Source organism: Pseudoalteromonas sp. DL-6 (assembly GCF_004328665.1).
In the GTDB taxonomy this organism is placed as follows: domain Bacteria; phylum Pseudomonadota; class Gammaproteobacteria; order Enterobacterales; family Alteromonadaceae; genus Pseudoalteromonas.
In genome coordinates this window covers 121,475-147,715 of record NZ_CP019771.1, presented here as the reverse complement: position 1 = coordinate 147,715, position 26,241 = coordinate 121,475, and the positions used below count along the sequence as shown (strand labels likewise).

Genomic DNA, 26,241 nt, shown 5'->3' with positions numbered 1-26,241 from the left:
ATTCTTAAGGTACTTATGTTTAGCTCGCTAAAATTCACCTCCAAAATCACTATCGCTGCGTCATTAGTGTTAGTTTTAGTGTTAGGTGTTTTCACTATTAATAACTATTTTTCAATGCGTCATCAAACTCAAGAGCAATTGTCGCTGGTGCTAGAGCAAAACTCAGAATCGGTTTCTAAAAACATCGCAAGTTGGCTCAATAATAAATTGGCGATTGTGATCTCTATCGCAAAAACATATCAAGATAACGATACGAAGTCTTTAACGCTTTCGCAATTAAATACCGCTGAGCTTGCCGGGGATTTTAAAAATACCTACATAGGTAAATCATCGGGGACATTTATTTTAAATGATCAAAGTGTTGTGCTCCCCAGCGATTTTGATGCTACAAGTCGCCCTTGGTATAAATTAGTAGAAAATAAAACAACAACGGCTTTTACAACCCCTTATATTGATGTGACCACCAACGAACTGACAATTTCAGCCGTTGCGCCTATTAATAGTAATGGTCAATTTAAAGGGGTAGCGGGAGCAGATATTGATATGCAAACCATCGCTGAAATTATTGGCGATATTGATTTCTTGGGACTCGGTTATGGCTTCTTACTTGATAATAAAGGGCAAATATTAAGTCACCCTGATAGTAAATTAAATTCAAAAAAAGTCGCAGATTTGATTGGTAAAAATGTACCGTTAGCAAGAGAGTTTACAGAGTATCAAGTAGCGGGTGAAACCTCGCTGGTATCCTTTACTAAGATTCGTGGTATTGAAAATGTTGATTGGTATCTGGGTGTTGTAGTCAATAAAGATAAAGCGTATTCAAGTGTTTCTTCGTTTGGTCAAAAGGCAATTGTCTTTTTAATTATAGGTATTTTAGTGATTGTTGCATCACTGGAGTTTTTACTGCGTTATTTAATGCGACCTATGTATCGTCTTAATGATGCTATTAGAGATATAGCACAAGGTGAAGGCGATTTAACTTGTCGACTCAGTGTTGAGAACGATGACGAGTTTGGTCAGTTAAGTAATTCATTTAATATTTTTATAGAAAAAATTCAAAATTCAATTGTTCAAGTTAAGTCTTCGACACAGTTGCTAGAAACCGCGGTTGCTAAACTGGTGACGCAAACAGATTCAACATTAACTATGTATGATGACCAAAGTGAACGTACTAACAGTGTGGCATCGGCAATTAATCAGTTTTCTGCTACCGCAACAGAAATTTCAAGCAGTGCAAGTAATGCCTCAACCCTTGCTAAAGATGCCGATCAATATTGCGCTAAAAATCAGCAAACATTGACTAATAACGTATCGAGTATCCATCAGCTATCGCAAAATATAGAGCTCGCACAAGAAACGATTAATAGTTTAGACTCGCATACCGCCAACATCGGTAATGTTCTAGCGGTAATAAAAGGAGTAAGTGAACAAACTAACTTGCTTGCTTTAAATGCGGCAATAGAAGCGGCACGTGCTGGTGAAGCTGGAAGAGGGTTTGCCGTTGTTGCCGATGAAGTAAGACAATTAGCACAACGAACTCAGCAATCAACCCAAGAAATTGAAAATACGGTGATTGAACTGCAAAAAGGTTCAAGCTCTGCCGTTGAGCTGATGAAAACCAGTTTAGAAGAAAGTGAAAAAAGTGTTCAGCAAGCGGATGCTGTCGGCGATGTAATGAAACAAATAATTAGTGCGATAAAACAAATAACGGATGCTAATCATAGTGTCGCTAATGCTACTGATGAGCAAAACCAAGTTGTTAAATCATTACACTCAGATATTCATGTTATTAGTGACCTATCTACGCAAGGTCAATCTAACTTGAACCTTACATTAGAAGAGTGCACCAAGCTTAAGCATCAATTTAGTGACTTAGAGCGGATGGTTAAAAAATTCAAAGTATGATCAATAAAACAAAAATAAATAAACCTAACTGGCTTAGTTTAATTAATATTGACAGTGTTTATAGCTTTGATAGACAGCGCCAAGTGTTTTCGTTATTTACCATGATAACGATTGCCTTGGTGTTAATTACTTATTTAGTGATTACAAACCATGGTGTTTATGCGCCCATGTTAACTGTCGCGTTAGTTTCAGTAAATGTAACCATTGTAGGGTGTATTGTTTATTTTATAAAAACCAAACAGCTTAATGCTATCGCGCTAATTACTTTGATGATTGTATTTTTGATGTGTTTAGCATTGGTATACACCGGCGGTAAAGAAAACACCGCCTTATATTGGCTAATGTTTTATCCTGTTGCCGCATTTGCCATTCTCGGCGTAAAATTTGGAGCTTGGTTGAGTGGTAGCATGTTATTGAGTTGTGCTGCACTACTTTATGGGCCAGACATAGGCCAAGTCGCTTATGGCGTGGTAGAAAAAACCCGCTTTATTGCTGCGTTTTCATTAGTGCTGGTTTTTTCTTTTATCGGTGAGTATTTTCGTCACCGTAGCCACCTTGCCATTGCCGATGTAACTTTAGAGCAAAAACAATACGCGTATACCGATCAGCTTACAGGGGCGCCTAATCGTCGTTTTATTACATCACATTTTTTAAAGCTTGCTGCTGCAAGGCCAGCGCATTATTTGCCGCTGTCTATTTTACTTATTGATTTAGATAACTTTAAAGAATTAAACGACACCTATGGTCATGACTTTGGCGATACCGTACTAATAGAGTTTACAAAATTATTAGAGTCGCAATTTTCTGCAACCGCCCTTAAAGCCCGTTATGGTGGCGAAGAATTTGTGGTTATTTTACCGCAGATGACCACCATAGAAGCCAGTATTTTGGCTAATCGCTTTAGAGAATGCGTGCAACATCATGTAATATTAACTGATAAACAACAACGAGTATCGTTAACCTGCAGCATTGGTATTGCACAAGCTAATCATGTTGATGACTACGATAGTGCATTAAAACAAGCCGATGAGTATTTATATCAGGCAAAATCACAAGGACGCAATAAAGTCATATTTGCGCATGGCGAGCATGTCAGTCAATAAGCTTATTTATGTGCACGATCCTATGTGTAGCTGGTGCTGGGGATATAAACCTACTTGGCAAAAACTCGAATCTGCTTTAGCAAATATACTGCCTATAGAATATAGAGTCGGCGGTTTAGCGGCTGATAGTGACCAGCCAATGAGTGCCGATATGCAGTTGCAACTACAAGGCATATGGCAAAACATTAGCAACCAATTAGGCACTGAGTTTAATTTTAATTTTTGGCGAGAATGCCAACCGCGCCGTTCTACTTATCCCTCCTGCAGAGCGGCTGTAATTGCTCGTAGCTTTAACAAAGAGCCACAGATGATTGACGCTATTCAACAAGCGTATTATTTAAAGGCGCAAAATCCATCGGATGAATACGTGCTTATTAAACTATGCGAAAAAATTGGTTTAGATCCCTGTTTATTTACTCAGCAGTTACACTCGAACGAACTTAAGCGTCGCTTTGATGATGAGCTTAATTATGTTCGCAGTTTACCTATTCAAGGTTTTCCGTCTTTAGTATTAATACACAATAATCGCGCTTACCCTATTGCTATTAACTACACAGATTGGCGACAAACCCTAACTGAAATACAATCTTACTTGTAAACTTTAGTCCCCAAAAATCCCCTCAGCACTTTCAACTCGGCTACTAAGGCTAATTTATTACCACTGTCATAAAAGCGACTTTTTTACGCAACACGCTTGTCATTTTTAAGCTATACACTTTCGCTCATTGAAACCATCTCGCTTTAAATTGTTTTTTTGTAAACGAGCTAAAGCGATTAATAAACACTAGCAAATCCGCTAATTAACGAGCAAAGGTGTATACGATGAAAGGCGTTAAACCATTAATTTTAGCTGGTATTGTAGCCGCAAGTGCAGCAGTCCACGCCAATGATTTAAACACGGTAATTGATAAAAGCAGCGAAATTAATAATTTAGCTGCGCAATCACAAACAAAAATAGACAAGATTGCAGATTCAATGCAAGGGCGTTTGCAGCAATTTAAAACCCTAAATAAAGAAATAGATGGTTTAGCCGTTTATAACGCACAGCTAACAAAACAATTAAATAATCAAATAGAAGAGATGGAGTCGCTTAATTTATCAATGGATCAGGTATCGATTATTGAGCGCCAAATAACACCTTTAATGCTTCGCATGATCACCGGGCTTGAACAGTTTGTTGCCTTAGATGTGCCGTTTTTAAAGCAAGAACGCAAGCAGCGTCTTGAATCATTAAATGCAATGATGGAACGCGCTGATATTTCATCGAGTGAAAAATTTCGTCGTGTGTTAGAAGCTTATCAAGTTGAGGTTGATTACGGTCGCACTATTGAAGCGTATACCGCATTGCTTGATGTGGAAAACAAAGAACGTGAAGTCGACTTTCTACGCATTGGTCGTTTAGAGCTCATTTACCTTACGCGCGATGGCAAACAAGCAGGTAGTTGGGATCAACAGTCACAGTCGTTTGTTGCTCTGCCTGATTCAACCATTAGCCAAATTAATAAAGGGCTTCGCATTGCTCGCAAACAACTAGCCCCCGATATGTTAACACTGCCAATTCATGCTGCAGAATAAGAGGTTTACCATGAAATTATTAACGAAAATGACAAAAATGGCCGTGTTTGCAGCCAGCTTAGGTTTTTCAGGTGTGATGTGCGCTGCTGAGCCAATGAATTTAGATGCCTTATTAAAAACCTTAGAGCAGGGTAAATCAGCGCAATCAGCGCAAAATAAACAACGCGAACAAGAATTTGTAGCACGTCAAAATGAACAAGTGCAAATGCTTAAAAACACTCAAGCTAAACGTAACCAAATGCTTAGCGAGTCAGAGCGTTTAGAGACGCAGTTTGAAGAAAACGAAATTAAACTGGCTAATTTGACCGATACTTTATCAAAGCGTATGGGTTCATTAAAAGAGCTATTTGGTGTGCTACAACAAGTTGCTGGTGATTCAAGCAATAAGTTTGCAACTTCTGTGGTATCGGCACAGTTACCTGGACGTAGTACTTTTATGGATGAATTGGCGCAAAAAATGGGGTCTACCTCAAAGCTTGCGTCTATTGAAGATATCGAAAAAGTCTGGTTTGAGCTACAACGCGAAATGACCGAACAAGGAAAAGTAAGCCGCTTCAATACAGATGTAATTGTTGACGGTGGCAATAAAGTACAAAAAGAAGTGGTACGTGTGGGTGCATTTAACCTGATAAGTGACGGTCAGTACCTAGAGTATACACCTTCTACCAATACCATCAGTCAACTTACTCGCCAACCAAGCAGCCGCTTTACCGCGACCGCGGCTGATTTGCAACAAGCAAACACCGGTGTGGTGCCGTTTGCGCTTGACCCAACAGGTGGTTCAATTTTAGGTTTATTAGTACAAGCCCCTGATACCAGCGAGCAAGTCCATCAAGGTGGTGCTGTTGGTTACGTTATTTTAGGCGTTGGTTTATTAGCATTATTAATTGCGTTAGAGCGTTTTGTATCGCTCATGCTGATGGGTGGAAAAATCCGTCGTCAATTAAAAGACGATACAGCCCGTGATGACAACCCGCTAGGGCGCGTCATGAAAGTGAAAGATCAATACCCTAATGTGGCGTACGACACGCTTGAACTTAAGTTAAGCGAAGCCATTTTACGCGAAATGCCAAAAATCACCCGTAATTTAACGCTTATTAAAATTATCTCTGTGGTAGCGCCACTGCTGGGGTTACTCGGTACGGTAACCGGGATGATCAATACCTTCCAAGCAATTACTTTATTCGGTACTGGCGACCCTAAACTAATGGCAGGCGGTATTTCGCAAGCCTTGGTTACTACGGTATTAGGCCTTGTGGTTGCCATTCCAACGGTGTTTTTATACACCTTATTGAATACCCGCTCAAAAGGTTTACTGCTTATTTTACAAGAACAAAGTGCGGGTATTATTGCCGAGCGAAGCGAGAAAGGAGCTTAAACCATGGTGCTATTGATTGATTCAATCAATGCTATCCGTGATTTTCTCGACACGGGAGGCCAAGTTCTCTTGGTCATTGCCGTGTTAATTTTCGCGATGTGGTTATTGATACTCGAGCGATTTATGTACTTTTTTAATGGCTATCGACACTACAAAAAAGACGTTAAAAATACGTGGAAAACCCGCAGTGAACGCAACAGCTGGAACGCAGAGCAAATACGTCAAGCCATGGTGTCACGCGCCAGTATGCGATTAAACGCAAACTTACCGCTGATTAATGTAATGGTAGCGCTGTGTCCACTATTAGGATTGCTTGGCACAGTTACAGGGATGATAGAAGTCTTCGATGTAATGGCCATTACAGGTACTGGCAGCGCACGCTCTATGGCATCGGGTGTGTCAAAAGCAACCATACCGACAATGGCAGGAATGGTCGGTGCGTTATCTGGGGTGTTTGCCTCAACCTATTTACAGCGTAAAGCAAAGCGTGAAGTTGAATTGTTGCAAGACACTATGGTGTTAGACCACTAAATAATTATTGAAAAGCGGTGTACATAATCACCGCTTATTCTAGGAGAAGTAAAATGAGAGCCCCATTAGGTAATTTATTCCAAGAAGATGAAGCAGAAGAAATAAACATGACTCCTATGCTGGATGTTGTATTTATTATGCTTATTTTCTTTATTGTTACAGCCTCGTTTGTAAAAGAAGCCGGTATTGATGTAAACCGACCAGAAGCGGCAACTGCGGTTAAAAAAGAGCGGGCTAACATATTAGTGGCTATATCAGATCAAGGTGAAATTTGGATCAATAAACGTCAAATAGATGTACGTGCCGTACAGGCCAATATTGAACGCTTAAAAGCTGAAAACCCACAAGGCAGTGTAGTTATTCAGGCCGATAAAAAAGCCACTACAGAAACCTTGATAAAAGTGATGGATGCCTCGCGTGCAGCGGGTGTATTTGATGTTTCAATAGCGGCTCAAGAAGGGTAACGAGTGATGCGTTATGTACTTGCGTTAATTATAGCGGGTGTGGTCACCTTTATGCTGTTTTTAGGCATGCAGGCATTGATCACCGGTGGCGAGGGCGCCATGACGGAGCCTGCCAAAGGGAATGTGTTAGATTTTGTCCGTTTGAAAAAAGAAGAAACGGTACAAAAAAAGGAGCGTAAACCACAAAAGCCACCAACACCTAAAGAACCACCTCCGCCAATGGAATCGCCACAAATGCAAAGTAGCGATAACAATACTGCTAGCAACAACTTTGATTTTGCTGCCAATGTCGATGCTGATGTAAACCTAGCGGGTGGATTAGCGTTAGAAACTAGTGATGGTGAGTATTTACCCATAGTAAAAGTGGCACCAGTATACCCAAGGCGTGCGTTATCGCGTGGTATTGAAGGGTATGTCATTGTTGAATTTACAGTTACAAAGCAAGGTACGGTTAAAGAGCCGCAAGTTATTAAAGCCGAGCCAGAGTCATTGTTTGACAGAGCAGCGATGGATGCGGCCCTTAAGTTTAAATATAAACCGCGCGTTGTTAATGGCGAAGCTGTTGAAGTAGCCGGTGTGCAAAATAAAATTTCTTTCCAAATTAATGGTTAATTCTGTTAAGTAAGCAAAGAGTGAATGTGAGGCAATTATGAAATTAAAACTAACAACCAAGCTATTGAAACTTAGCATGTTGTGCACAGTTGCAATCAGTGCCAGCGTTGTTACACCAAGTGCATTGAGTGTATTTCCGGGTGTAAATTTGGCGACAGTACAGGCCGCTGAACAGCAGAAAACAACACGAGTGCCCGCACTTCGTGAAAAGGTATACAGCCAATTAGCTCGCGCCCAAAAACTTGCGGATGATGGCGATAGCAAAGCGGGTTTGGACGCGCTTGATAGCATACAAGCGCGTTCATCAAGTATGAACTCTTATGAAATTGCGATGATGCATAACTTTTATGGGTTTATTTATTACAATGAAAACGACCTTGTAAAAGCAATTGCTTCATTTGAAAAAGTGATTGCCGAAGATGGCATTCCAGAAACACTGCGTTTGAGTACAACATTCAGTTTAGCGCAGCTTGCAATGGCTAACAGCGACTACAAAAAGGTGATTGCATTTTTAGACAAATGGGATGCCATTAATACAAAGCCTAAAACTGATGCGTATTATTTATTAAGAGCGCAAACCTACTATCAATTAAAAGACTATGCGCAAGGCCTGAGTTACATTACCCAAGCCATTAACTTAAGTGATAGCGAAGGCAAAGTACCAAAAGAAAACTGGCTGGTACTCCAACGCGCTATGTATTACTCACTTAACCAAACCGATAAAGTAGTCAGCGTACTAGAGCGTATGGTAAAGCTATACAACAAACCTGAATATTGGGTGCAATTAGCCGGTATGTACGGTGAAACTGGGCAAGAAAAACAGCAGCTTAGTGTTTTAGAGGCGGCTTATCAGCAAGGATTTTTAACCTCTAAATCTGATCTAAGGCAGCTTGCGCAGGTATATTTATATAATCAGCTTGCTTACAAAGCGGCCAATGTAATGAGTAAAGCAATAGAGCAGGGCATTGCTGAACCCACTGCTAAAAATTATGCCTTTGTAGCTGAGGCCATGGTACAAGCTAAAGAAGATGCTAAGTCGATTAGTTACTTTACCAAAGCTGCAGAGCGTTCAGAACATGGTAAGTACGATCAGCGTCTAGCTGAAGTGTATGTAAACACAGAACAGTATGACGAAGCTGCCGATGCAGCGCGAATGGCGCTGGATAAAGGCGGCCTTGATTTTGAATCAAATGCGTTTGTTGCTTTAGGGATGGCACAATACAATTTACAAAACTTTGATGCGTCTATCCTTGCGTTTGAACAAGCCGAAAAACACAAAAAGTCGCAACGTTTAGCCCAGCAATGGATCAAATATGTAAAACGCGAAAAAGTGCATGCGCAAACATTAAAAACAGCACTGCTTTAATTTTTATAGTGCGATTATTAGTTCTTAATTGACGCACTAAACACCACTTCATAATTGCACTACTCAAACCACATTCACGTTCAGTTAGTGTGGTTTTTTTTGCCTGCCTTTTTAAAGCAACCAATTGATTTTTAATTAATTAACATTGTCATTTTATGTTTATTAAAGTGTAACTTCATTGTCATAACACTCCCGTATTGTACTTCGTATTCGATAACTCAAGTGACCTTAATGCATGAGTATCGTGCCTTAAAGTGACTTAAGTTATTACTTAAAGCGCTAACACAATAATTAAATACTTTTACGGAGTGAACAATGAAATTATCTGGCTTATTCAAAATCAGCTTAGTGGCTACAGCAATGACACTTGCTGGTTGTGGTGGTGATATAGAAATTACACCAACCGTTAATGATAACAGCACCAGTACAGACAACAGTGTTAATAATTCTAATAACAACACCGGTTCAACAACGGATGATGAGGCTGTATGTGCAAGCTATGAATCAGATGCAGGCACGGTTACAGGTGTGGTCAGTGGTATAGATTGCTTATACAACGATTCATTTTCAAGTAAAACTATTTCAATTACTAACAATATTACTTTTAAAGAGTTACCTGGCGGTGGTGTACATGTATTTGCTGACGCTCTGCAGATTGGTGAAGATGGCAACACTGTTGATGGCTTTTCTATTCCTACTAATGGCCCAACGATGACTGTAGAGCCTGGCGCAACCCTTGCGTTTCAATCAGGTGAAGCGATTTTACGCATTGCACGTGGTGCAAAAATTCAAGCCGTGGGTACAGCAGAAAAACCAGTAGTATTTACCTCAGCTAATGCCTTTGACCGTTTTGATACAGCTGGTGAAGGTGCACGTTATGCTGACTGGGGTGGCATTATCATTAATGGCCAAGGTATTACAGATCAATGTACTGATGCAGAGCGTGATGGCGGTACATGTAACGTAGCCTCTGAAGGTATTACAAGCTACTTTGGTGGTAACGATAATAGCGATTCAAGCGGTAATATTAAATGGGCTAAAGTATGGTATGCAGGCTCTGGCCCTCGCGTAGGTGGTGAAGGTGATGATTTAAATTCATTAACACTTAATGCTGTTGGTTCTGGCTCTGAGTTTGATTACATTCATATTCACCAAGGCTTTGATGACGGTATTGAAATTTTTGGTGGTGCAACCACGCTTAAGCATATTGCAGTGACTGATACCCAAGATGATTCGTTTGACTTTGATGCCGGTTGGCAAGGTAAGGCACAGTACTTATTTGTTCAGCACGGTACAGTAACGCTAAACGACGGTTCAGTGGTTAATATGGGTAACAATGGTTTTGAGTCTGACGGTGTTAAAGGTTCATCTTCTGCGCAAGTATCACCTTCAAACCCTATGGTTGCTAACGTGACGGTAATCACCACTGATGGCAATTCAGTTCGTGATGATGACCCTTCACAAGCTTACAAGTTTGATGACCAATTTAATTCAAGCATTTATAACGCGTTAATCGTTAAGAAAAACGCCGTTAATACTCAATGTATTGAATTCTCAGGTGATGGTGAAAAGCAAGCCGATAACATCTCTTTTACTAGCTCAGTAATGGCGTGTTCAAATAATTTCGCTAATACCGATACTTTTGCTGGTGGCCCACTTGCCGGACAAACTAAAACTGCCTGGTTTGAAAATGGCGGTGCCAGTGAAATTTTAACAGATGACGTTACTGTTCTTGCTGCGAATGGTTTTGCTACTAATACGGCTTCTTCAGATGTGAGCGTCACTGCCACTGATTTAAGTACAACAGATGCGTTCTTTGATTCGGTTAATTACATCGGTGCAGTATCGGATCAGGATACAACGTCAAATTGGTATAAATGGGTTGAAGCAGCAGTAGCCGCGGCTAACGCAGACTAATTTAACACTATTTATAAACTTTTGAAGGCGCCTTGGAGCTTGCATAATAAGCGTTTGGCGCCTCTTTTGTATAATCTGATCAGGATGTATCTTATGTCTAAAAAGCATAGACTTAATCAAATTACATGGGCGATTGGTTTAGGGCTGTGTGCCCAATCTGTAAGCCTGTTCGCTGCGCAAAATGATGTTGATGTAGCCCAAGAAATAGAAGAAGTAGTGGCAGTAGGTACGCGCTTACAAGGCAGTGCTGCTGCTGTGGTTGAAGAGCGAAAAAACCAAGCCTTTGTAGCCGATATTTTAGGCTCAGAGCAATTAGCGCGTACTGGCGATAGCGATGCCGCCTCTGCTCTTAGGCGTGTAACCGGTTTAACCCTCGTTGATGGCAAGTTCATTTATGTGCGTGGTTTAGGTGAGCGTTATTCGAGCGCACGTTTAAATGGTGCGTACATACCCAGCCCCGATTTAACTCGCAATGTGATCCCGCTTGATATTTTTCCCGCTAGTATTATTTCTAGCATGGCGGTACAAAAAGCTTACTCACCAAATATGCCTGCCGCGTTTGGTGGCGGTAATATTGACATTAGAACCAAAACTGCACCAAGCGAGTTTACAGCGGGTGTAGAGGTAGGTGTTGGTTATAACACCGCGGCAAGCGACGGCTTTACTTACAACCGTAAAGAAAGCGGACTACCTGATGCGTTATCATCTGCAATAACACAATACCGAGGTGATTTTGGTATTAGCAACATAGTAAAACGCGACGGCTTAGTCGATGGTGACACAACACGTGCAGAGCAAGCGACTGCGATTAATAACGAATTACTCAAGTCGTTACCGCGTGGTTATGAGTTAAAAGAAGACTCTCTCGATCCACAATACAATATTAAAGCCCATTACGGTGATAGCTTTAGCGAATCTTACTTTGGCGGCAAGTTAGGCTTTATGCTTTCTGGCGCTTATAAAAATGAGTGGGATTTTGAAGACCGATTTAGCTCAGTGATAAGCCAAGATTTAAAAAATGAAGACGGCAAAATTGACTGTACGACAGCACTTAACACTGCTGATGATGTTGCAAATTCATGTTTTAATACTGTAAAAAATTCCCAAGTGACCACAGAAAACGAGCGTTATAATGCGTCATTTAGCTTAGGCTATAGCTTAGGTACTCACAGTATATCAGCGCAGCAGCTTTACATTATTGATAATGAAGATGAGTCTGAAATTGCGATTTCGCAGAGTCCAGCGGGTAGTTCAACATTTAGTATTGCAGGTGATGGCGTTGCTAATCGTAACCATACTTTTAACTACGAAGAGCGACAACTCAATATTACCCAGTTTATTGGTCAGCACACCTTTTTAGATTACATGGGGATTGGCGCTGATTGGCAGTATACCGAAGCGAAGGCAACAACGGATATTCCGACGAATGCTGATTTTGAATTTCGCGATGAGTACAACACCGACGGGTCGTATGTAGGTTCTCAAATCACGGGTGATGATAATCGTGTGATTATGTCATACACCAACATGGAAGAACGAGTTAAGTCTTACAGTGGTAATTTAAACTTACCGCTTAGCTTTGACAGTATGGATGTTGAATTTAAAGTAGGGTATGACTTTTCAGATAGAGCGCGTATTTTTAATACCTCAAGTTTTGCTATTAATAACAGTGGTGGTGCTGGTATCACTATAAATGATGGCAGTGATAATGCGCTAAATAATAGCGGGTATCTAAGCGATGAATTTATTAATAATAACGCGATACTGGTTGATTTTAACGAACCAACAGCTCCTGATGCGGATGATTACCTAGCAGGACAAAAAGTAGATGCGGGTTACGCCTCGTTTGATGTGTTTTATGATCAATGGCTACGCATTAGCGGTGGTGTACGCTATGAACAATTTAAACAAACGTCTATTGGTACATCTAGCCTAATATTTGATCAAGATGACTTAAATACTTTCTACGACCCTGAAAAAATTCAAGCGGGCTCTATTGTTTCAGACGATTGGTACCCTGCGCTTTCTGTTACCTACGTAGGCGCTGATAACTATCAAGTACGTGCTGGTTATGGTGAAACGGTAGTTCGTCCGGATTTTCGTGAAGTGGTACCGGTTACCTACTTTGATCCACTTACCGATATTAGAACATTTGGTCGTACAGGGCTTAAAAGTAGCCCGATTAAAAACTATGACTTACGTTATGAATATTACGGTGAAGCCGGTAATTCGTTTAGTGTTGCTGCCTTTTATAAAGACATTACAGCCCCCATTGAAACCGTTCTTAATATTGGCGATGAAGACTATTCAGCCTCATTTATTAATGGTGAAACTGCTGAGGTCTACGGTATAGAAGCTGAATGGTTGCAAGACCTCACGTTTTTATCTGAAGGGTTATTTACCAGTGGTAATATTACTTTGAGTGACTCAGAAGCGTCTATCGATCCTGCGCTTGCCGGTACGTTAACTAATCCTAAAAAACGTATGACGGGTCACTCAGAGTATGTTGTTAATTTGCAACTTAACTATGATTCACTCGATGGTATGCACAGTAGCTCTTTGGTTTATAACGTATTTGGTGAACGAATTTTAGCAGCAGGTGTAGCGAGTCGAGATGATGCTTATGAGCAGCCATTTCATTCATTAGATTTAGTTTATACCTTTTACCCTGATTTTAATTCTAAGGTGAAGTTTAAAGTTAAAAATCTGCTTAATGAAGATCAGGAAGTATCGCAATCAGATATTATTGTTCGCTCTAAAGAAGTCGGTATGAACTTTGATATTAGCTACAGCTATGAGTTTTAAGTAAAAGCCCAAGGATAGGATTTATAACAACGCCTAACTACTCATTAGCCCTGTATTTTATACAGGGCTTTTTTATGTGTATGAAAAATATTTAAGTTACAGTTTATTGACTAGTTTTAGCGTGCTGGTGGTGTTAGCTTAGAGCTGTAAAAATTAAATCTCACGCAATGAATTTTTAATTTTTAATGTATAGGCTCCTTTTATGAATCAAACAGTGGAACAAACAATGAAAAAAGTAGGATTAGTTGGATGGCGCGGCATGGTAGGCTCAGTATTACTCGAGCGAATGGAACAACAACATGATTTTGCTCATATCGACACCACCTTTTTCACCACCTCACAAGCAGGTCAGCTTGGCCCTGAGTTAGCAGGTCCAGCTAAACCGCTTTTAGATGCTAGTGATATTTCTGAACTTGCAAAAATGGATATTATTGTTACCTGTCAGGGTGGCGATTATACTAATGCGGTGTACCCAAAATTACGTGAATCGGGTTGGGATGGCTATTGGATAGATGCAGCCTCTGCACTGCGCATGAGTGACGACAGTATTATTGTGCTTGACCCTGTTAACAAAGATGTGATTGAACAAGGGCTAGAGCAAGGTGTTAAAACCTTTGTAGGTGGTAACTGCACGGTTTCACTTATGCTACTAGCACTGGGCGGTCTATTTGAACAAGACCTAATTGAATGGGTAAGCCCAATGACCTACCAAGCAGCGTCGGGCGCCGGTGCACGCAATATGAAAGAGCTCATTGCCCAAATGGGTGCTATTCATGCAAGTGTTGCGCAGCAATTAGATAACCCAAGTTCAGCTATTTTAGAAATTGATAAAATAGTCAGCGAAAAAATGGCATCAAGCGATTTGCCACAAGATCAATTTGGTGTGCCGCTAGCAGGTAGCTTAATCCCATGGATTGATGTGCCTATGCCAAGCGGTCAATCAAAAGAAGAATGGAAAGCGCAAGTAGAAGCCAACAAAATTTTAGGCTCATCAAAACAGCCTGTGCCTATAGATGGTTTATGTGTACGCATTGGTGCAATGCGCTGTCATAGCCAAGCGATGACCATTAAACTACGTGAAGATATTAGCGTTGAGAAAATAGAAGAAATTTTAGCCTCGCACAATGAGTGGGTTAAAGTAATTCCTAATCAGCGCGACCTTACCTGTACCGACTTAACCCCAGTTAAAGTAACTGGCACGCTGAGTATTCCTGTTGGCCGTATTCGTAAACTTGCCATGGGGCCAAAATATATTAGCGCCTTTACCGTGGGCGATCAGCTTTTATGGGGCGCAGCAGAGCCACTGCGTCGTATGTTACGTATTATTGTAGACGGTGAATAATTCTCTAATTTATTAATTTAAAGGGTTAGCTACGGCTAGCCCTTTTTATTAACCTTGCGAATCAATATTAATATTCTTGTCTCATTTCTTGCTCAACGCCTTTAGTCACACTATATTTTAAGAGTGTTTTTAGAGGTTAACTTCATGAATATATCAAAAAAATTAAAGCTCTCTTTTGCATCAGCAATTGCTCTACCGTTATTAATTATAGCCGCTTTAGTTATTTCTCAAACTAGAGAGCAAGCACTGGAAAATTTCTCCGTACTAAGTGAACGAGAAGCCCGCCAAGTTGATAACGCAATTACCATGTTTTTTGCTGAAATTGGCAAAAATGTTGATTACTTAGCCTCTCATGAAACAATTAAAAATGCCCGTGAAAACATAAAAACACATATGGATATCGGCACTGAGGTAATGCTTGATCACCCGAATCAAAGCCCAACAGAGCAAGCTGCTTATAGTTTATTTAATCACTTTGGTGAGACTCACCCTGGGCTTGCCTATATTTACATGGGGAATGAACAAGGTGGTTATATTCAATGGCCTATGGGAAACGTAAACGCTAATTACGATCCTCGTCAGCGCCCATGGTATAAAACCGCTAAACAAGCGAACGGTAAAACAACCCGCACTAATGCTTACTACTGGGCAGCTGATGATTTAGTGATTGTATCCACGGTTAAAGCCATTATTGATAACGGCGAGTTAATTGGTGCTCAAGGGATGGATGTTTCACTAGGAGGGCTTACTGACATAATTGCTAATATTAAATTAGGCGAAACAGGCTACTTAATGTTGATTGAAGACAGCGGCAGTGTGCTGGTGGATGTGAAACACCCAGATTACCGATTTAAAAACTTAGCTGATATTGAGGGCGGAAAATATGCCGATTTAGCTAAAAATAACCAAGGCCTGTTTGATGTCGATATTGATGGAAAACAGTATATGGCCAATATTTACACGTCTCCCATTTTGGGGTGGAAGTTTATTGGGGTGGTAGAAAAGTCTGAGGTAATGAGCGCGGCCAATGCAATGGCTTATACCATTTTAATTATTAGCGCGATATTAATTGCCGTATTTATCGCGATAGCGAGTTATATTTCTAAACTTATTTCTGCTCCTATTGTTGAGGTAAGCGATGGTTTAACTGAAATATCACAAGGAGGAGGGGATTTAACCCAGCGCCTAGCGATAAAAACTAAGGATGAAACCGCTAAATTAGCCACTAGTTTTAACTTATTTTTAAATCTGATCAGTGAGCTGGTGACGCAAATTAATGAGTGTGCGCAAAATGTCAGTAAAACTTCATCGCAAACTTCATCGCAAGCTGCACAATTAACAAGCTCTACCAGTCAGCAACAACAAGCCTTAGAAATGGCGGCAACGGCTATTAATGAAATGGCTGCCACTGCTAATGAAGTATCGAGTAGTTGTGCGAATGCGGCGGATTTAGCGGTTCAAACACAACAAGCATCAGACTTGGGGCAATCGGTTATTACTCAAACCGTAGAAAGTGTGGTGCAGTTATGTGATGTAATTAACCGTGCTTCAGCAGATATCACTCAACTTGATGCAGAAAGCGAAAATATTATGTCTATTTTGAGCGTTATTCGCGGTATTTCTGAGCAAACCAATTTACTAGCATTGAATGCTGCAATAGAAGCTGCGCGCGCTGGAGAGCATGGGCGTGGTTTTGCAGTGGTTGCTGATGAAGTGCGTGCGTTATCGCAACGCACTGCCGAGTCGACCGAAGAAGTGGCGTCGCAGTTAGATAAACTACGTACTATGTCATCTAAAGTGTCTAAAGACATGGAACGCAGTATAGAAACTACTAATAAAACTGTAGAGCTTGCTCATTCGGCGCAACAACAGTTTAGCGAGATCACAGCCTCTATTGTTAATATTAGCGATTTAAATACCCAAATAGCCACCGCAGCTGAAGAGCAGCAACACGTAGCTGAAGACATAAACCGAAACGTTATCGAGATTAAAAATGCAGCCGATGAGGTCAGTGATATTGCTGTTAGCACCAGTGACAACGGTAATGAAATGAGCCGTCTTTCATCGATATTAACGGACTTAGTAGGCAAGTTTAAAGTATAAATAATAGGGCAAGTGCATACTTGCCCTTTTATACATGCTATTTATTTTTAAGTAATTGCTTTAACTCTGTTAGCTGTGCTTTTAATTCGTTTACTTGGCCTTGGGTGGCCGGTAGTGAGTCGTTATCGGCTTGCTCTTCACGTGCATTGCGATGCTCTTCACTCATCACCTCTAAGATTGCCCCGACCATCATATTTAAAAATACAAATGCAGTTAAAAAGATAAAGGTTAAGTAAAAAATCCAACTTAATTTGTATACCGCCATGGTTTCGTACATCACGTCGGTCCAATCTTCGAAGGTGGCTATTCTAAACAAGGTGAGCATAGAAATAGACACATCGCCCCACAGTACCGGGTTTATCTCAGCAAATAACATGCTACCTGTAGCAGCATAAATATAAAAAATTACAAACATTAGCAGCGCAATGTAGCCCATTTGCGGGATAGCTTTTATTAGTGAGTTCACTAATAAGCGCAGCTCTGGGATCATAGACACCAAACGTAGTACGCGGAAAATACGCAGTAGTCGAGCAATAAAAATAGTCGAGCCTGCCGCAGGATATAAACTTCCGATCACTATAATGAAGTCAAATATGTTCCAGCCTTTGGAGAAAAAGTCTCTGATACCTTTACTGGCAATATAACGAATAACTAGTTCGATTAAGAAAAACACCGTAATGCCTATATCCATCCAATGTAGAAATAGCTCAGCGGTAGGGTGTAACGAATAGGTATGTGCACCTACGGTCAGTGCAGAAACAACAATAACTGCAATAACAAATGATTGAAATAATTTACTTTTATCGATACGCTGGAACAGCTCTTGTAACTGCGACAACATCATAACGTGCCCTTAACGGTTATAAATACAAAACCAGTGCAATATACAGCAAAAATAACGAAAATCAGTAGTTTTCCGGTTAAAATATAAGGAATTTTGAATGTTGAATCATAACTTAAAGTATCTACTTTCGTTATCGGTAATCGTAGTGTTAGCAGGGTGTAGCAGTGATAGCCGTTATCATGAAATTCAATCAGCCCGATTAGGTGAGTGCAGTCATATGGCTGACAAGGAATACCATGAATGTGTTAAACAACAACAAGACAGCTACAAAGAATTTAAAAAGCAACAAACCGCTGAGCAGTAATAAACAATGACCAAAACCCAAAAGCAGCTAGATAAACGTATTCGTCAGCAATTAACACTGGCTTGCGAGCAAATAAAAGATAATGTTGAGGGCTTTAGCTTTCTTACCCATTCGGCAGATTTAAATAATTTACCATCAAAGTTTACCGTAAGCTGTTATTTTATTGATGCTATCGCACTAGAGCAGGCAAAACAAAAAAATCAGCTAGATTACATTGAGCAGCTTATTTGTAATGTATTAGCTAGTTTAAATATTCATATAAAAAACAATGCCATTTCATTTTTTAAGAAGTAAAAATAGGTATGTTGTTTTTGTTTAGCTATTCTTCATTTTAACGTAGTTCAGGCATTTATAGGCCTAGTAAAAGCTTTAATATAGAGAGATTTTATTAAGCAGGCTATAATCCCCAAAAATAGCAAAAGAGATTATATATGGCTGTTCCAACACGTTCACAAATAACACCCGGCACAGAGGTTAATATTGTACTTAAACAAGATCAACGCAGTGGTACATTAACTAATGGTATTGTGTCGCGTTTATTAACCAAGTCGCCTAATCACCCGCATGGTATTAAAGTACAATTAGAAGACGGCCAAGTGGGTCGGGTAAAAGAGATCCTTGCATGAGTGAGCTAACCTTAACTGATTTTTGGTGCTTGGTTACTGTCGAAGATAAAACCTCAGAGCCCGATTCAGTGTGCCAATCGCTTAAGTCGGCACTGAGTGACTTATCAGATGAGCAATTAATTGAATTTGATAAACAGTTTAGTATTTGTATGCGCCAAAGTTATACCTGGGATTTATTTGGTGCGGCGTTTGTCATGGCAGGCTGTAATGACGAATATGGCTTTTCAGAATTTCGTTGTTGGTTAATATCCCGTGGTGAAGCCGTATTTAAAGCCGCACTAGAAAACCCTGATAGCTTAGCTCAGTGCACACCGCTTTATTTTTTAAACGAGCAACCTTACCCGTATTTAGATGAGTATGACCTAATTGCAGGTTTGTTATATGAAGAACGTAATGACGATGAGTTACCGTTTATTCCCTCAGGGCTTGAACAACCTAAAGGCAAACGCTTTAAAGACAAGCCTAAGTTTTTAAAACAAAGTTACCCGCAGTTATTTGCAAAATATTGGCAGTAAGACGTTAATATTGCATAACTCTTAACAACTTTTTAAAACATGAAACTGCGTGGATATTTAATTTTTCTATGCAGTTTCTTTGTTCTTTTATCATTTATTTTTTGCATCCTTAAAATTCAAATCACGGTTTCAATTAATTATTTAGTTGCCTTTTACATTAGTTAATAATTGTACCTATTTATTTAGTTTTATGAATGACTCCCCATTATCAAATATGTTACATTTGAGCGTTTTTAAATGAATAAACACTGAATAATTATAATATACGACATAGGAATGTTATGTATAAAACACTTTCATCAGGATTGATAGCATTTTGCTTTTTGAACACGCTAAGTTCTCAAGCTGCTGTTTCGCAGCGAATAAATAAATCATCCACCCAAGAAGTTAAGCAACTTTTAAATCAAAACGCCTCTATTGCTAATAAGTCTTCTGCAAGTTCTTATTTTGTAGAACTAGAACAACCTCAATTGAGCCTTTCACAACAAGTTAATGTGTCTTCTAAAAAGATGCAGCAATACTTTTCTGGGGTTCCAGTATGGGGTCAGCAAATTAGAGTTCAGCCTAACTCTGAACATATTAGTGGCTTTTTTGCTAAAAACATTAACTTTGCATCTTTGAATAAAACAGCGAGCGCTACTTTTGATGAGTTAAAAGCTGTTAAATCTTTGCTGACGAAGTCTAAATTAGATGATTCGCTTGAGAGCCAAATAATAAATAATAAACGCTACATTTATATTCATGATGGCAAGGCTTATTACGTTCGCTTAATTGAACTCAAAGTAACTAAAAATGGCATTGAAACAATGCCAATTGGTTTAATAAGTGAATCTACTTATCAGATTTTTGAACTGTGGGATAATATTCAAAGTGTTGACGGTAAAGGACCTGGTGGCAATCAAAAGATTGGCCAGTATGAATACGGTACAGATAGAGACGCATTTAATGTTACCCAAGTCGGTGGGACTTGTTTTTTAGAAAATGACAAAGTAAAAACGGTCACTATGGAATCGGGCTCTGAGCCAAGTGAAGCCTTTTCATTCACATGTGATCGTAATACACATAAGGAAATAAATGGTGCTTTTTCTCCATTAAATGACGCTCATGCATTTGGAACCGCAGTTTTTGATATGTATCAACAATGGTACAACACTGCACCGCTTACATTTCAATTGTTAATGCGAGTTCACAGTGGTGATAACTGGGAAAATGCCACTTGGAATGGCCAAGCAATGACCTTTGGTGATGGCGCTGATAGATTTTACCCGCTGGTTTCACTTGATATTGTATCTCATGAGGTTAGCCACGGCTTTACTAGTCAAAACTCCAATCTAATTTACTCTAATCAATCAGGCGGAATTAATGAGTCTTTCTCTGATATGGCAGGTGAAACTGCAGAGTATTTTTTACGTGGTGAAACTGACTGGTTATCAGGGGCGGATATTTCAAAAGTAGATCCAGCCCTTCGTTACTTTGAAACTCCTTCATTAGATGGCGTTTCTATTGATAAAGCCAGCGATTTTTATCCGGGCATGGATGTTCACTTTAGTAGTGGTGTTTTTAACCGTGCTTTTTTCCTTCTTTCAAATACTGATGGTTGGAATCCTCAAAAAGCGTTTGAAATAATGCTAAAAGCAAATCAAAACTACTGGGTTAATTCGAGTGGTTTTATCGATGGTGCATGTGGAGCAATCAACTCTGCAATTGATTTAAATTATAATGCATTTGATGTAATTTCAGCATTTAATGAAGTAGAAGTTATTTGCGATAATATTAAGTTTGTCGATACTGATTCAGATCTCATGGATGATTACTGGGAACTTTTATACGGACTAGACCCGTCAGATGCCGATGATGCCAACTTAGATTTGGACCAAGATGGCCTTTCTAACTTGGAAGAATACTTAGCAAATACTCTTCCAAACTCAGTTGATACTGATGCTGATAGCTTATCTGATTACGATGAATTAAACGTCTACATGACGTTGCCTAACAACGCGGATTCAGATTCCGATCGTATGCCAGATGGCTGGGAAGTCACTTTTGCATTTAATCCACTCGATGCAGCTGATGCAGAACTTGATTTTGATTCCGATAGCTGGGCTAACTTAATTGAGTACTATGGCAACAGCGACCCAACTGATCCAAACTCTGAACCTTCTGTTTTTCCTGAAACTACTTATAATTTTGATGACGCAGTTGTCCCTGAATTTTTAGTTTCTTCAACCCCTCAAACGCCTTGGTTTATTACTGATTATGACGGCCACGATGGCTTAGTGTTAACTAGCAGTGATATTACTGATTCGCAACAAACGAGTGTTGAATTTCAATTTATAAGTGACGAACAACGTTTTGTTAACTTTAACTACTTATTGGAAACTGAAGCAAATTATGACTTCTTTAAAGTTTATATTAACGACGCACTAGTTCTTGATGAGTCAGGCCTAACTGATTGGAAGGTGGCTTCTTTTCCATTACCTACTGGGTTTAATACAGTTAAGTTTGTATACACTAAAGACGTTATAGTGTCTGAAGGTTTAGATGCTGTATTTATCGATAATTTATACATTGGGCCTAGTTTCCCTGACTCTGATGGTGATGGTATGTCAGATATGTGGGAATTATCGTATGGTTTGGATATAAATACTGACGACTCAGCGCTTGATTTAGATAACGATGGTTTATCTAACCTTCTTGAGTTTTTAAATAACGGTTTACCTAACAACTCAGATACTGATGGCGATTTAATGCCCGATGGGTGGGAGTATAACAACAGTCTAAATCTTACAGATGCCGCCGATGCGTCACAAGATGCTGACAATGATGGATTTACTAACTTCACAGAGTATCAAGCAAATACAGATCCTCAGTCAGATGCCTCTTACCCTGTTGTTTTAAATATCACAACATCATTCGAAGGCGATACACTTCCAACATGGATGACTGAGTCAGTAGACTCAAGTGCACCGTGGTTTATCACAAACGACTTTGCCACACAGGGCTTACAAAGTATTCGCTCGGGAGACATCACTGATTCTCAGTTTAGCGGGTTTACTGTCACGGGTTTATTTGAAGAAGGGGTTTTAGCGTTCGATTATAAGATTGATTCTGAATCGTGTTGTGACTTTTTTATCGTGACTATAGATGGCCAAGAAGTTATTGGTAATGCTGAACGTGGAAATTTAGACGCACCTGAGCAAACTTCATTTTTAGTTAATATTAGTGAAGGGTTGCATAAGATTGAGTTCAAATATACCAAAGACGGATCAGTATCAACTGATGCTGATGCAGTATGGCTTGATAATTTTGCTATGCTTCCAGTCGGTGATCAAACCGATACTGATAACGATCAAATGCCAGACTATTGGGAACTACTAAATGGTTTGAATCGTTTTGATGCAAGTGATGCACTATCTGACAAAGACGCTGACAGCCTTTCAGCCCTTAATGAGTATAACCTAGGAACAAATCCAAATTCATCTGACACAGATTCTGATGAGTTAAGTGATGGCTATGAAGTTAATAATGGCTTGCTACCACTTGACCCTTCAGATGCGAGTTTAGATTTTGATGCTGATGGTTATACTAATATTCAAGAGTTCTATGGGCAAAGCGTTGCTAATGATGCAACATCGACTGTGCAGTCTTTTTCTCAGCTAAATGAAAGCTTTGAAGAAGGGCTTTTGCCAGTTATGTTTACTGAGCTTGCAGAGCACTCTACTCAATGGCAGCTTAATACCAACTGGTCTACGGATGGTACATCAAGCTTAAGCCTAAATGCTTCTCCAGCAGGTAGTAAAAGCGGCTTTGCAATTGCAGGGTTATTTGAGGCGGGGTTCATTAATTTAGATTACTTTTCAAACAGTAACTCATTATTCCAAATTAGTGTTAACGGTACTCAGTACAATATTAAGCATTATCGCTCTCGTTTGTTAATTCCGGTAAATGATGGTTTTAATATTGTGAAGATAAAATACGAAAGTCCTTACTTAGCAGATATGCCTTTTTCAGTTGATAATATTTCATGGACTGCTGAGCTGGATGTAGTTAGTGACTTTGATGGCGACGGTATTCCAGACTATTGGGAAGCACAGAATGGACTAAATGCACTTGACTCTTATGATGCATCAAATGATCCAGACTACGACGGTTTATCTAACTTAAACGAGTATCAGATGTCTAGTAATCCGCTTTCTACAGATACAGATGGCGACGGTGTACTAGATAGTGAAGATAGTCACCCAACTGATTCTAGCTTGGGTGAAAATATAGCCCCTGTTTTTGTATCAAGTTTAGAGCCAATTACTCTTGAAGCAACTTCTCAAAATACTAACCTTACAAATATTTTTGTTCCTGAGGCAACTGATAACGGACATTTAGAACCTTATGTTTATGCTGCTTCTGGGTCTTACTTGCCCCTTGGTGAACATCAAATTACATGGGTTGCTCGTGATTATGTTGGTAACGAAACTACGGCTATTCAAACGGTAACCTTGGTTGACACAACGCCACCTGTTATACAAAACTATTACTCAGTTAATGTTTATGGCAGCTCAATTGATGACATAAAAGCGGCATTATTTAACTCTAATGCTATCTACGATAGTGTATCGGATGTGGCCACTATCGATATTGATAGTAACTTTGTGTTCAGAACGGGGGATACTTTAATTCCTGTTTCTGCTGTTGATGGAGCGGGTAATACTTCTACAGGTGAAATAAATGCTCGTGTTTTTCCTAAGGTTAGTATCCAGCCTACTACCTATGTTTACCAAGATGGTAATGCGGTTATTGATGTATTCATAAGTGGTAAAAGCCCTTACGGTTCAGTAAGCTTTGATCTGATTGGAAATAATACTAGTAAATATATATCTACAAATCAGCATGGTCTTGTCAAGGTAGTGCTAGAACGTGAGTTCTTTGAAAATGCGTCGAATATTCGCATTAATACGAGAAGCAGTTCATTTACTGATAGAAATGATACTAGCCAGTTAGTCTTTCTAAATGAAACTGCAAAACCTGAATTTATTACTAATCTATATCAAAATGGAAAAGTAATAAGCAATATAGTTCAACGTGATTCATCAGACTTTATTGTTGAAGTTAATGCAGTAAATTTACCGAGTGCAGCAGCTGATAATTCAATAGAGCTTCAGTTATCTTCACAAGGTGATTACTTTGTAAATAAAGTTGGTCACTCAAAATGGAATATTACTTTTACGCCTCAATTACTTACTGATCCTAACAATCTAGACATTATGTTTACTATAAAACAGAATAGCGAGACTGTTGCAACGGATCAAATTAGTTTACGTGTGATTGACGCAGTTACTTTTAATGATCTTGAGTTAGATACTGATGGTGATGGTATTCCTGATGCTGAAGAAGGTGTGAGCGATGGCGATAAAGACGGCATTGTTGATTACTTAGATAGCTCTTCTATTACGCATTCAGCTGTTTTAGATTCAGGTGATATGGTTCGTAGTATCGATGAGTTTAATCACTTGTCAGTAGGTAACATTAAACAGGCTACTGTAACGCAAATGATTGCTGATATGTCTATTTCAGAGCAAGACTTAAGTACTTACTTTGATAGCTTAGACGTTACAGAACCTCACTTTCAAGCTAAAAGTGATATTGTAAATATTCACATTACTCTTTCAAACTCATCGGGTACGGCTGAAATTGCGATACCAGAGTACGTTAACTCTATTTTAAGTTCAGAAATGCAAATTCGTTTGTTATCTAATACAGGCTGGCAGTCGGTTTCAATGCTAACTGGTAACGTGTACGAGCAAATTTGTTCAGGTTGCTTTACTTTTGCAGTAACAGACGGCAGTGAATTTGACTTAGACGGTCAAGTTAATGGTGTAATTGAATTAGTTGCTAAGTTAGCTGAAGAAAGCTTAAACCAAGCGCCTGTTTTAGATGTAACAATTCCAGCAACCATTGAAGAGCTTTCAACTACTGAGCTTGATGCGTCAGGAACAACAGATCCTGATGGTGATTTGCTAAGTTTTGAGTGGAGTATTGATCATCCTCAATTATCACTGGCGCCTTCAGAGATAGATAGTAAAGCGACACTGACTGTAGGTGAATTAGAGGAAACGTTCACTACAGATATTACTTTATTAATCTCAGATGGTTACGAGCAATTCACAGAGGTATATACAGTGACCTTTATGCACGTTAATCAATTACCAGAAGTTGAGTTGAGCTCATCTTCTTTATCGGTTGATGAGGGTAAAGAAGTTAGCGTTACAGCAACAGCGACAGACAAAGAGTCATCTGAACTTACTTATAGCTGGGTTCAAACACAAGGTATTGAAGTCGCAATTGAAGATGCTAATTCAAATACATTGTCGTTTATTGCGCCAAATGTATCTGTAGCAAGTGAGCTTGGCTTTAAACTTAGTGTTTCTGATGGTGAAGGGGAGACAGAGCAAAGTGTTATCGTTACTGTTAATAATGTACCTGAAGCACTTGCAACACCTAAAGAAGGTGATAAAAGTGGAGGAGGTTCTTTCAGTTTCTTCTTATTACTTTTAGCCGCTTTGTTTGTTTATAGAAGAGTACAGTTGTTACACAAATAACAACAGTCTAATTATATAACTATTAAATCCCTTGATTGTTATCAAGGGATTTTTTTGCATAAATTTTAAAATAAGTAAGTAGGTTTAATGTGTTAAGCTAATTGTATTGTGACTTGTTAGGTTTCTTTAATGAAAAATTATAAAGTTTTACTATGTGTTTGTTGTTTATTTTTTGCTAATCAGTCTTTTGCTAAAACGATTTTACCTAATAACAAAACTAAGTTTGTTAGTTTGTTTAATAGTAAAGTTGGCGATTAT

General features: G+C 39.3%; 19 protein-coding genes. 18 read left to right on the top strand and 1 reads right to left on the bottom strand.

Annotation, left to right across the window (positions count from 1 at the left end):
• The first annotated feature begins 15 nt into the window (after positions 1–15).
• The 13 genes from B1F84_RS15755 (at position 16) to B1F84_RS15695 (ending at position 17,101) form a co-directional block, all read left to right on the top strand.
• A complete protein-coding gene (locus B1F84_RS15755) occupies positions 16–1,905 on the top strand; it encodes a methyl-accepting chemotaxis protein (protein WP_131692025.1) in 1,890 nt (629 codons plus the stop codon).
• On the top strand, positions 1,902–3,008 hold the full coding sequence (locus B1F84_RS15750; protein ID WP_131692024.1) for a GGDEF domain-containing protein: 1,107 nt from the start codon (positions 1,902–1,904) through the stop codon (positions 3,006–3,008). The genes B1F84_RS15755 and B1F84_RS15750 overlap by 4 nt, the downstream gene beginning before the upstream one ends.
• A complete protein-coding gene (locus tag B1F84_RS15745; RefSeq protein WP_131692023.1) occupies positions 2,995–3,606 on the top strand; it encodes a DsbA family protein in 612 nt (203 codons plus the stop codon). The genes B1F84_RS15750 and B1F84_RS15745 overlap by 14 nt, the downstream gene beginning before the upstream one ends.
• Before the next feature lie 224 nt (positions 3,607–3,830).
• Positions 3,831–4,583 (top strand): DUF3450 domain-containing protein, encoded by a 753-nt coding sequence (locus tag B1F84_RS15740; protein ID WP_131692022.1) that lies wholly within the window; start codon positions 3,831–3,833, stop codon positions 4,581–4,583.
• Positions 4,584–4,593: 10 nt separating this feature from the next.
• The gene (locus tag B1F84_RS15735; protein WP_131692021.1) at positions 4,594–5,961 is read left to right on the top strand and encodes a MotA/TolQ/ExbB proton channel family protein; all 1,368 of its coding nucleotides are present in this window, start codon (positions 4,594–4,596) and stop codon (positions 5,959–5,961) included.
• A 3-nt stretch (positions 5,962–5,964) separates the two neighbouring features.
• A complete protein-coding gene (locus B1F84_RS15730) occupies positions 5,965–6,492 on the top strand; it encodes a MotA/TolQ/ExbB proton channel family protein (RefSeq protein ID WP_008111501.1) in 528 nt (175 codons plus the stop codon).
• 53 nt (positions 6,493–6,545) lie between these two features.
• Positions 6,546–6,956, top strand: coding sequence for a biopolymer transporter ExbD (locus tag B1F84_RS15725; RefSeq protein WP_008111500.1), 411 nt, complete (start codon positions 6,546–6,548; stop codon positions 6,954–6,956).
• Between the two features lie 6 nt (positions 6,957–6,962).
• The gene (locus tag B1F84_RS15720; RefSeq protein WP_131692309.1) at positions 6,963–7,568 is read left to right on the top strand and encodes an energy transducer TonB; all 606 of its coding nucleotides are present in this window, start codon (positions 6,963–6,965) and stop codon (positions 7,566–7,568) included.
• A gap of 37 nt (positions 7,569–7,605) precedes the next feature.
• Positions 7,606–8,934: a hypothetical protein gene (locus B1F84_RS15715; protein ID WP_131692020.1), complete on the top strand. Its 1,329-nt coding sequence runs from the start codon at positions 7,606–7,608 to the stop codon at positions 8,932–8,934.
• A 315-nt stretch (positions 8,935–9,249) separates the two neighbouring features.
• A complete protein-coding gene (locus B1F84_RS15710) occupies positions 9,250–10,851 on the top strand; it encodes a hypothetical protein (protein ID WP_131692019.1) in 1,602 nt (533 codons plus the stop codon).
• 93 nt (positions 10,852–10,944) lie between these two features.
• Positions 10,945–13,656, top strand: a complete 2,712-nt coding sequence (locus B1F84_RS15705) for a TonB-dependent receptor (RefSeq protein ID WP_131692018.1) — start codon at positions 10,945–10,947, stop codon at positions 13,654–13,656.
• Positions 13,657–13,858: 202 nt separating this feature from the next.
• Positions 13,859–14,998 carry an aspartate-semialdehyde dehydrogenase gene (gene asd, locus B1F84_RS15700; protein WP_131692017.1) on the top strand — a complete coding sequence of 380 codons (1,140 nt, stop codon included), beginning with the start codon at positions 13,859–13,861 and terminating at the stop codon, positions 14,996–14,998.
• A 144-nt stretch (positions 14,999–15,142) separates the two neighbouring features.
• Positions 15,143–17,101, top strand: coding sequence for a methyl-accepting chemotaxis protein (locus B1F84_RS15695; RefSeq protein ID WP_131692016.1), 1,959 nt, complete (start codon positions 15,143–15,145; stop codon positions 17,099–17,101).
• Positions 17,102–17,138: 37 nt separating this feature from the next.
• Here the strand turns inward: B1F84_RS15695 and B1F84_RS15690 are convergent, their stop codons facing one another.
• Entirely contained in the window at positions 17,139–17,942 is an 804-nt protein-coding gene (locus B1F84_RS15690; protein WP_175611416.1) for an ion transporter, read from the bottom strand.
• Positions 17,943–18,042: 100 nt separating this feature from the next.
• Between B1F84_RS15690 and B1F84_RS15685 the strand changes: the two genes are divergently transcribed.
• The 5 genes from B1F84_RS15685 to B1F84_RS15665 all read left to right on the top strand — a co-directional run bounded on the left by B1F84_RS15685 (position 18,043) and on the right by B1F84_RS15665 (position 25,983).
• Positions 18,043–18,249: a hypothetical protein gene (locus B1F84_RS15685; RefSeq protein WP_008111491.1), complete on the top strand. Its 207-nt coding sequence runs from the start codon at positions 18,043–18,045 to the stop codon at positions 18,247–18,249.
• A gap of 6 nt (positions 18,250–18,255) precedes the next feature.
• Positions 18,256–18,543 carry a hypothetical protein gene (locus B1F84_RS15680; protein WP_008111489.1) on the top strand — a complete coding sequence of 96 codons (288 nt, stop codon included), beginning with the start codon at positions 18,256–18,258 and terminating at the stop codon, positions 18,541–18,543.
• 137 nt (positions 18,544–18,680) lie between these two features.
• Entirely contained in the window at positions 18,681–18,875 is a 195-nt protein-coding gene (locus tag B1F84_RS15675; protein WP_008111487.1) for a YwbE family protein, read from the top strand.
• The gene (locus B1F84_RS15670) at positions 18,872–19,390 is read left to right on the top strand and encodes a DUF4240 domain-containing protein (protein ID WP_131692015.1); all 519 of its coding nucleotides are present in this window, start codon (positions 18,872–18,874) and stop codon (positions 19,388–19,390) included. Before B1F84_RS15675 ends, B1F84_RS15670 begins: the two co-directional genes overlap by 4 nt.
• 281 nt (positions 19,391–19,671) lie before the next feature.
• The gene (locus B1F84_RS15665) at positions 19,672–25,983 is read left to right on the top strand and encodes a M4 family metallopeptidase (protein WP_131692014.1); all 6,312 of its coding nucleotides are present in this window, start codon (positions 19,672–19,674) and stop codon (positions 25,981–25,983) included.
• The last annotated feature ends 258 nt before the right edge of the window (positions 25,984–26,241 follow it).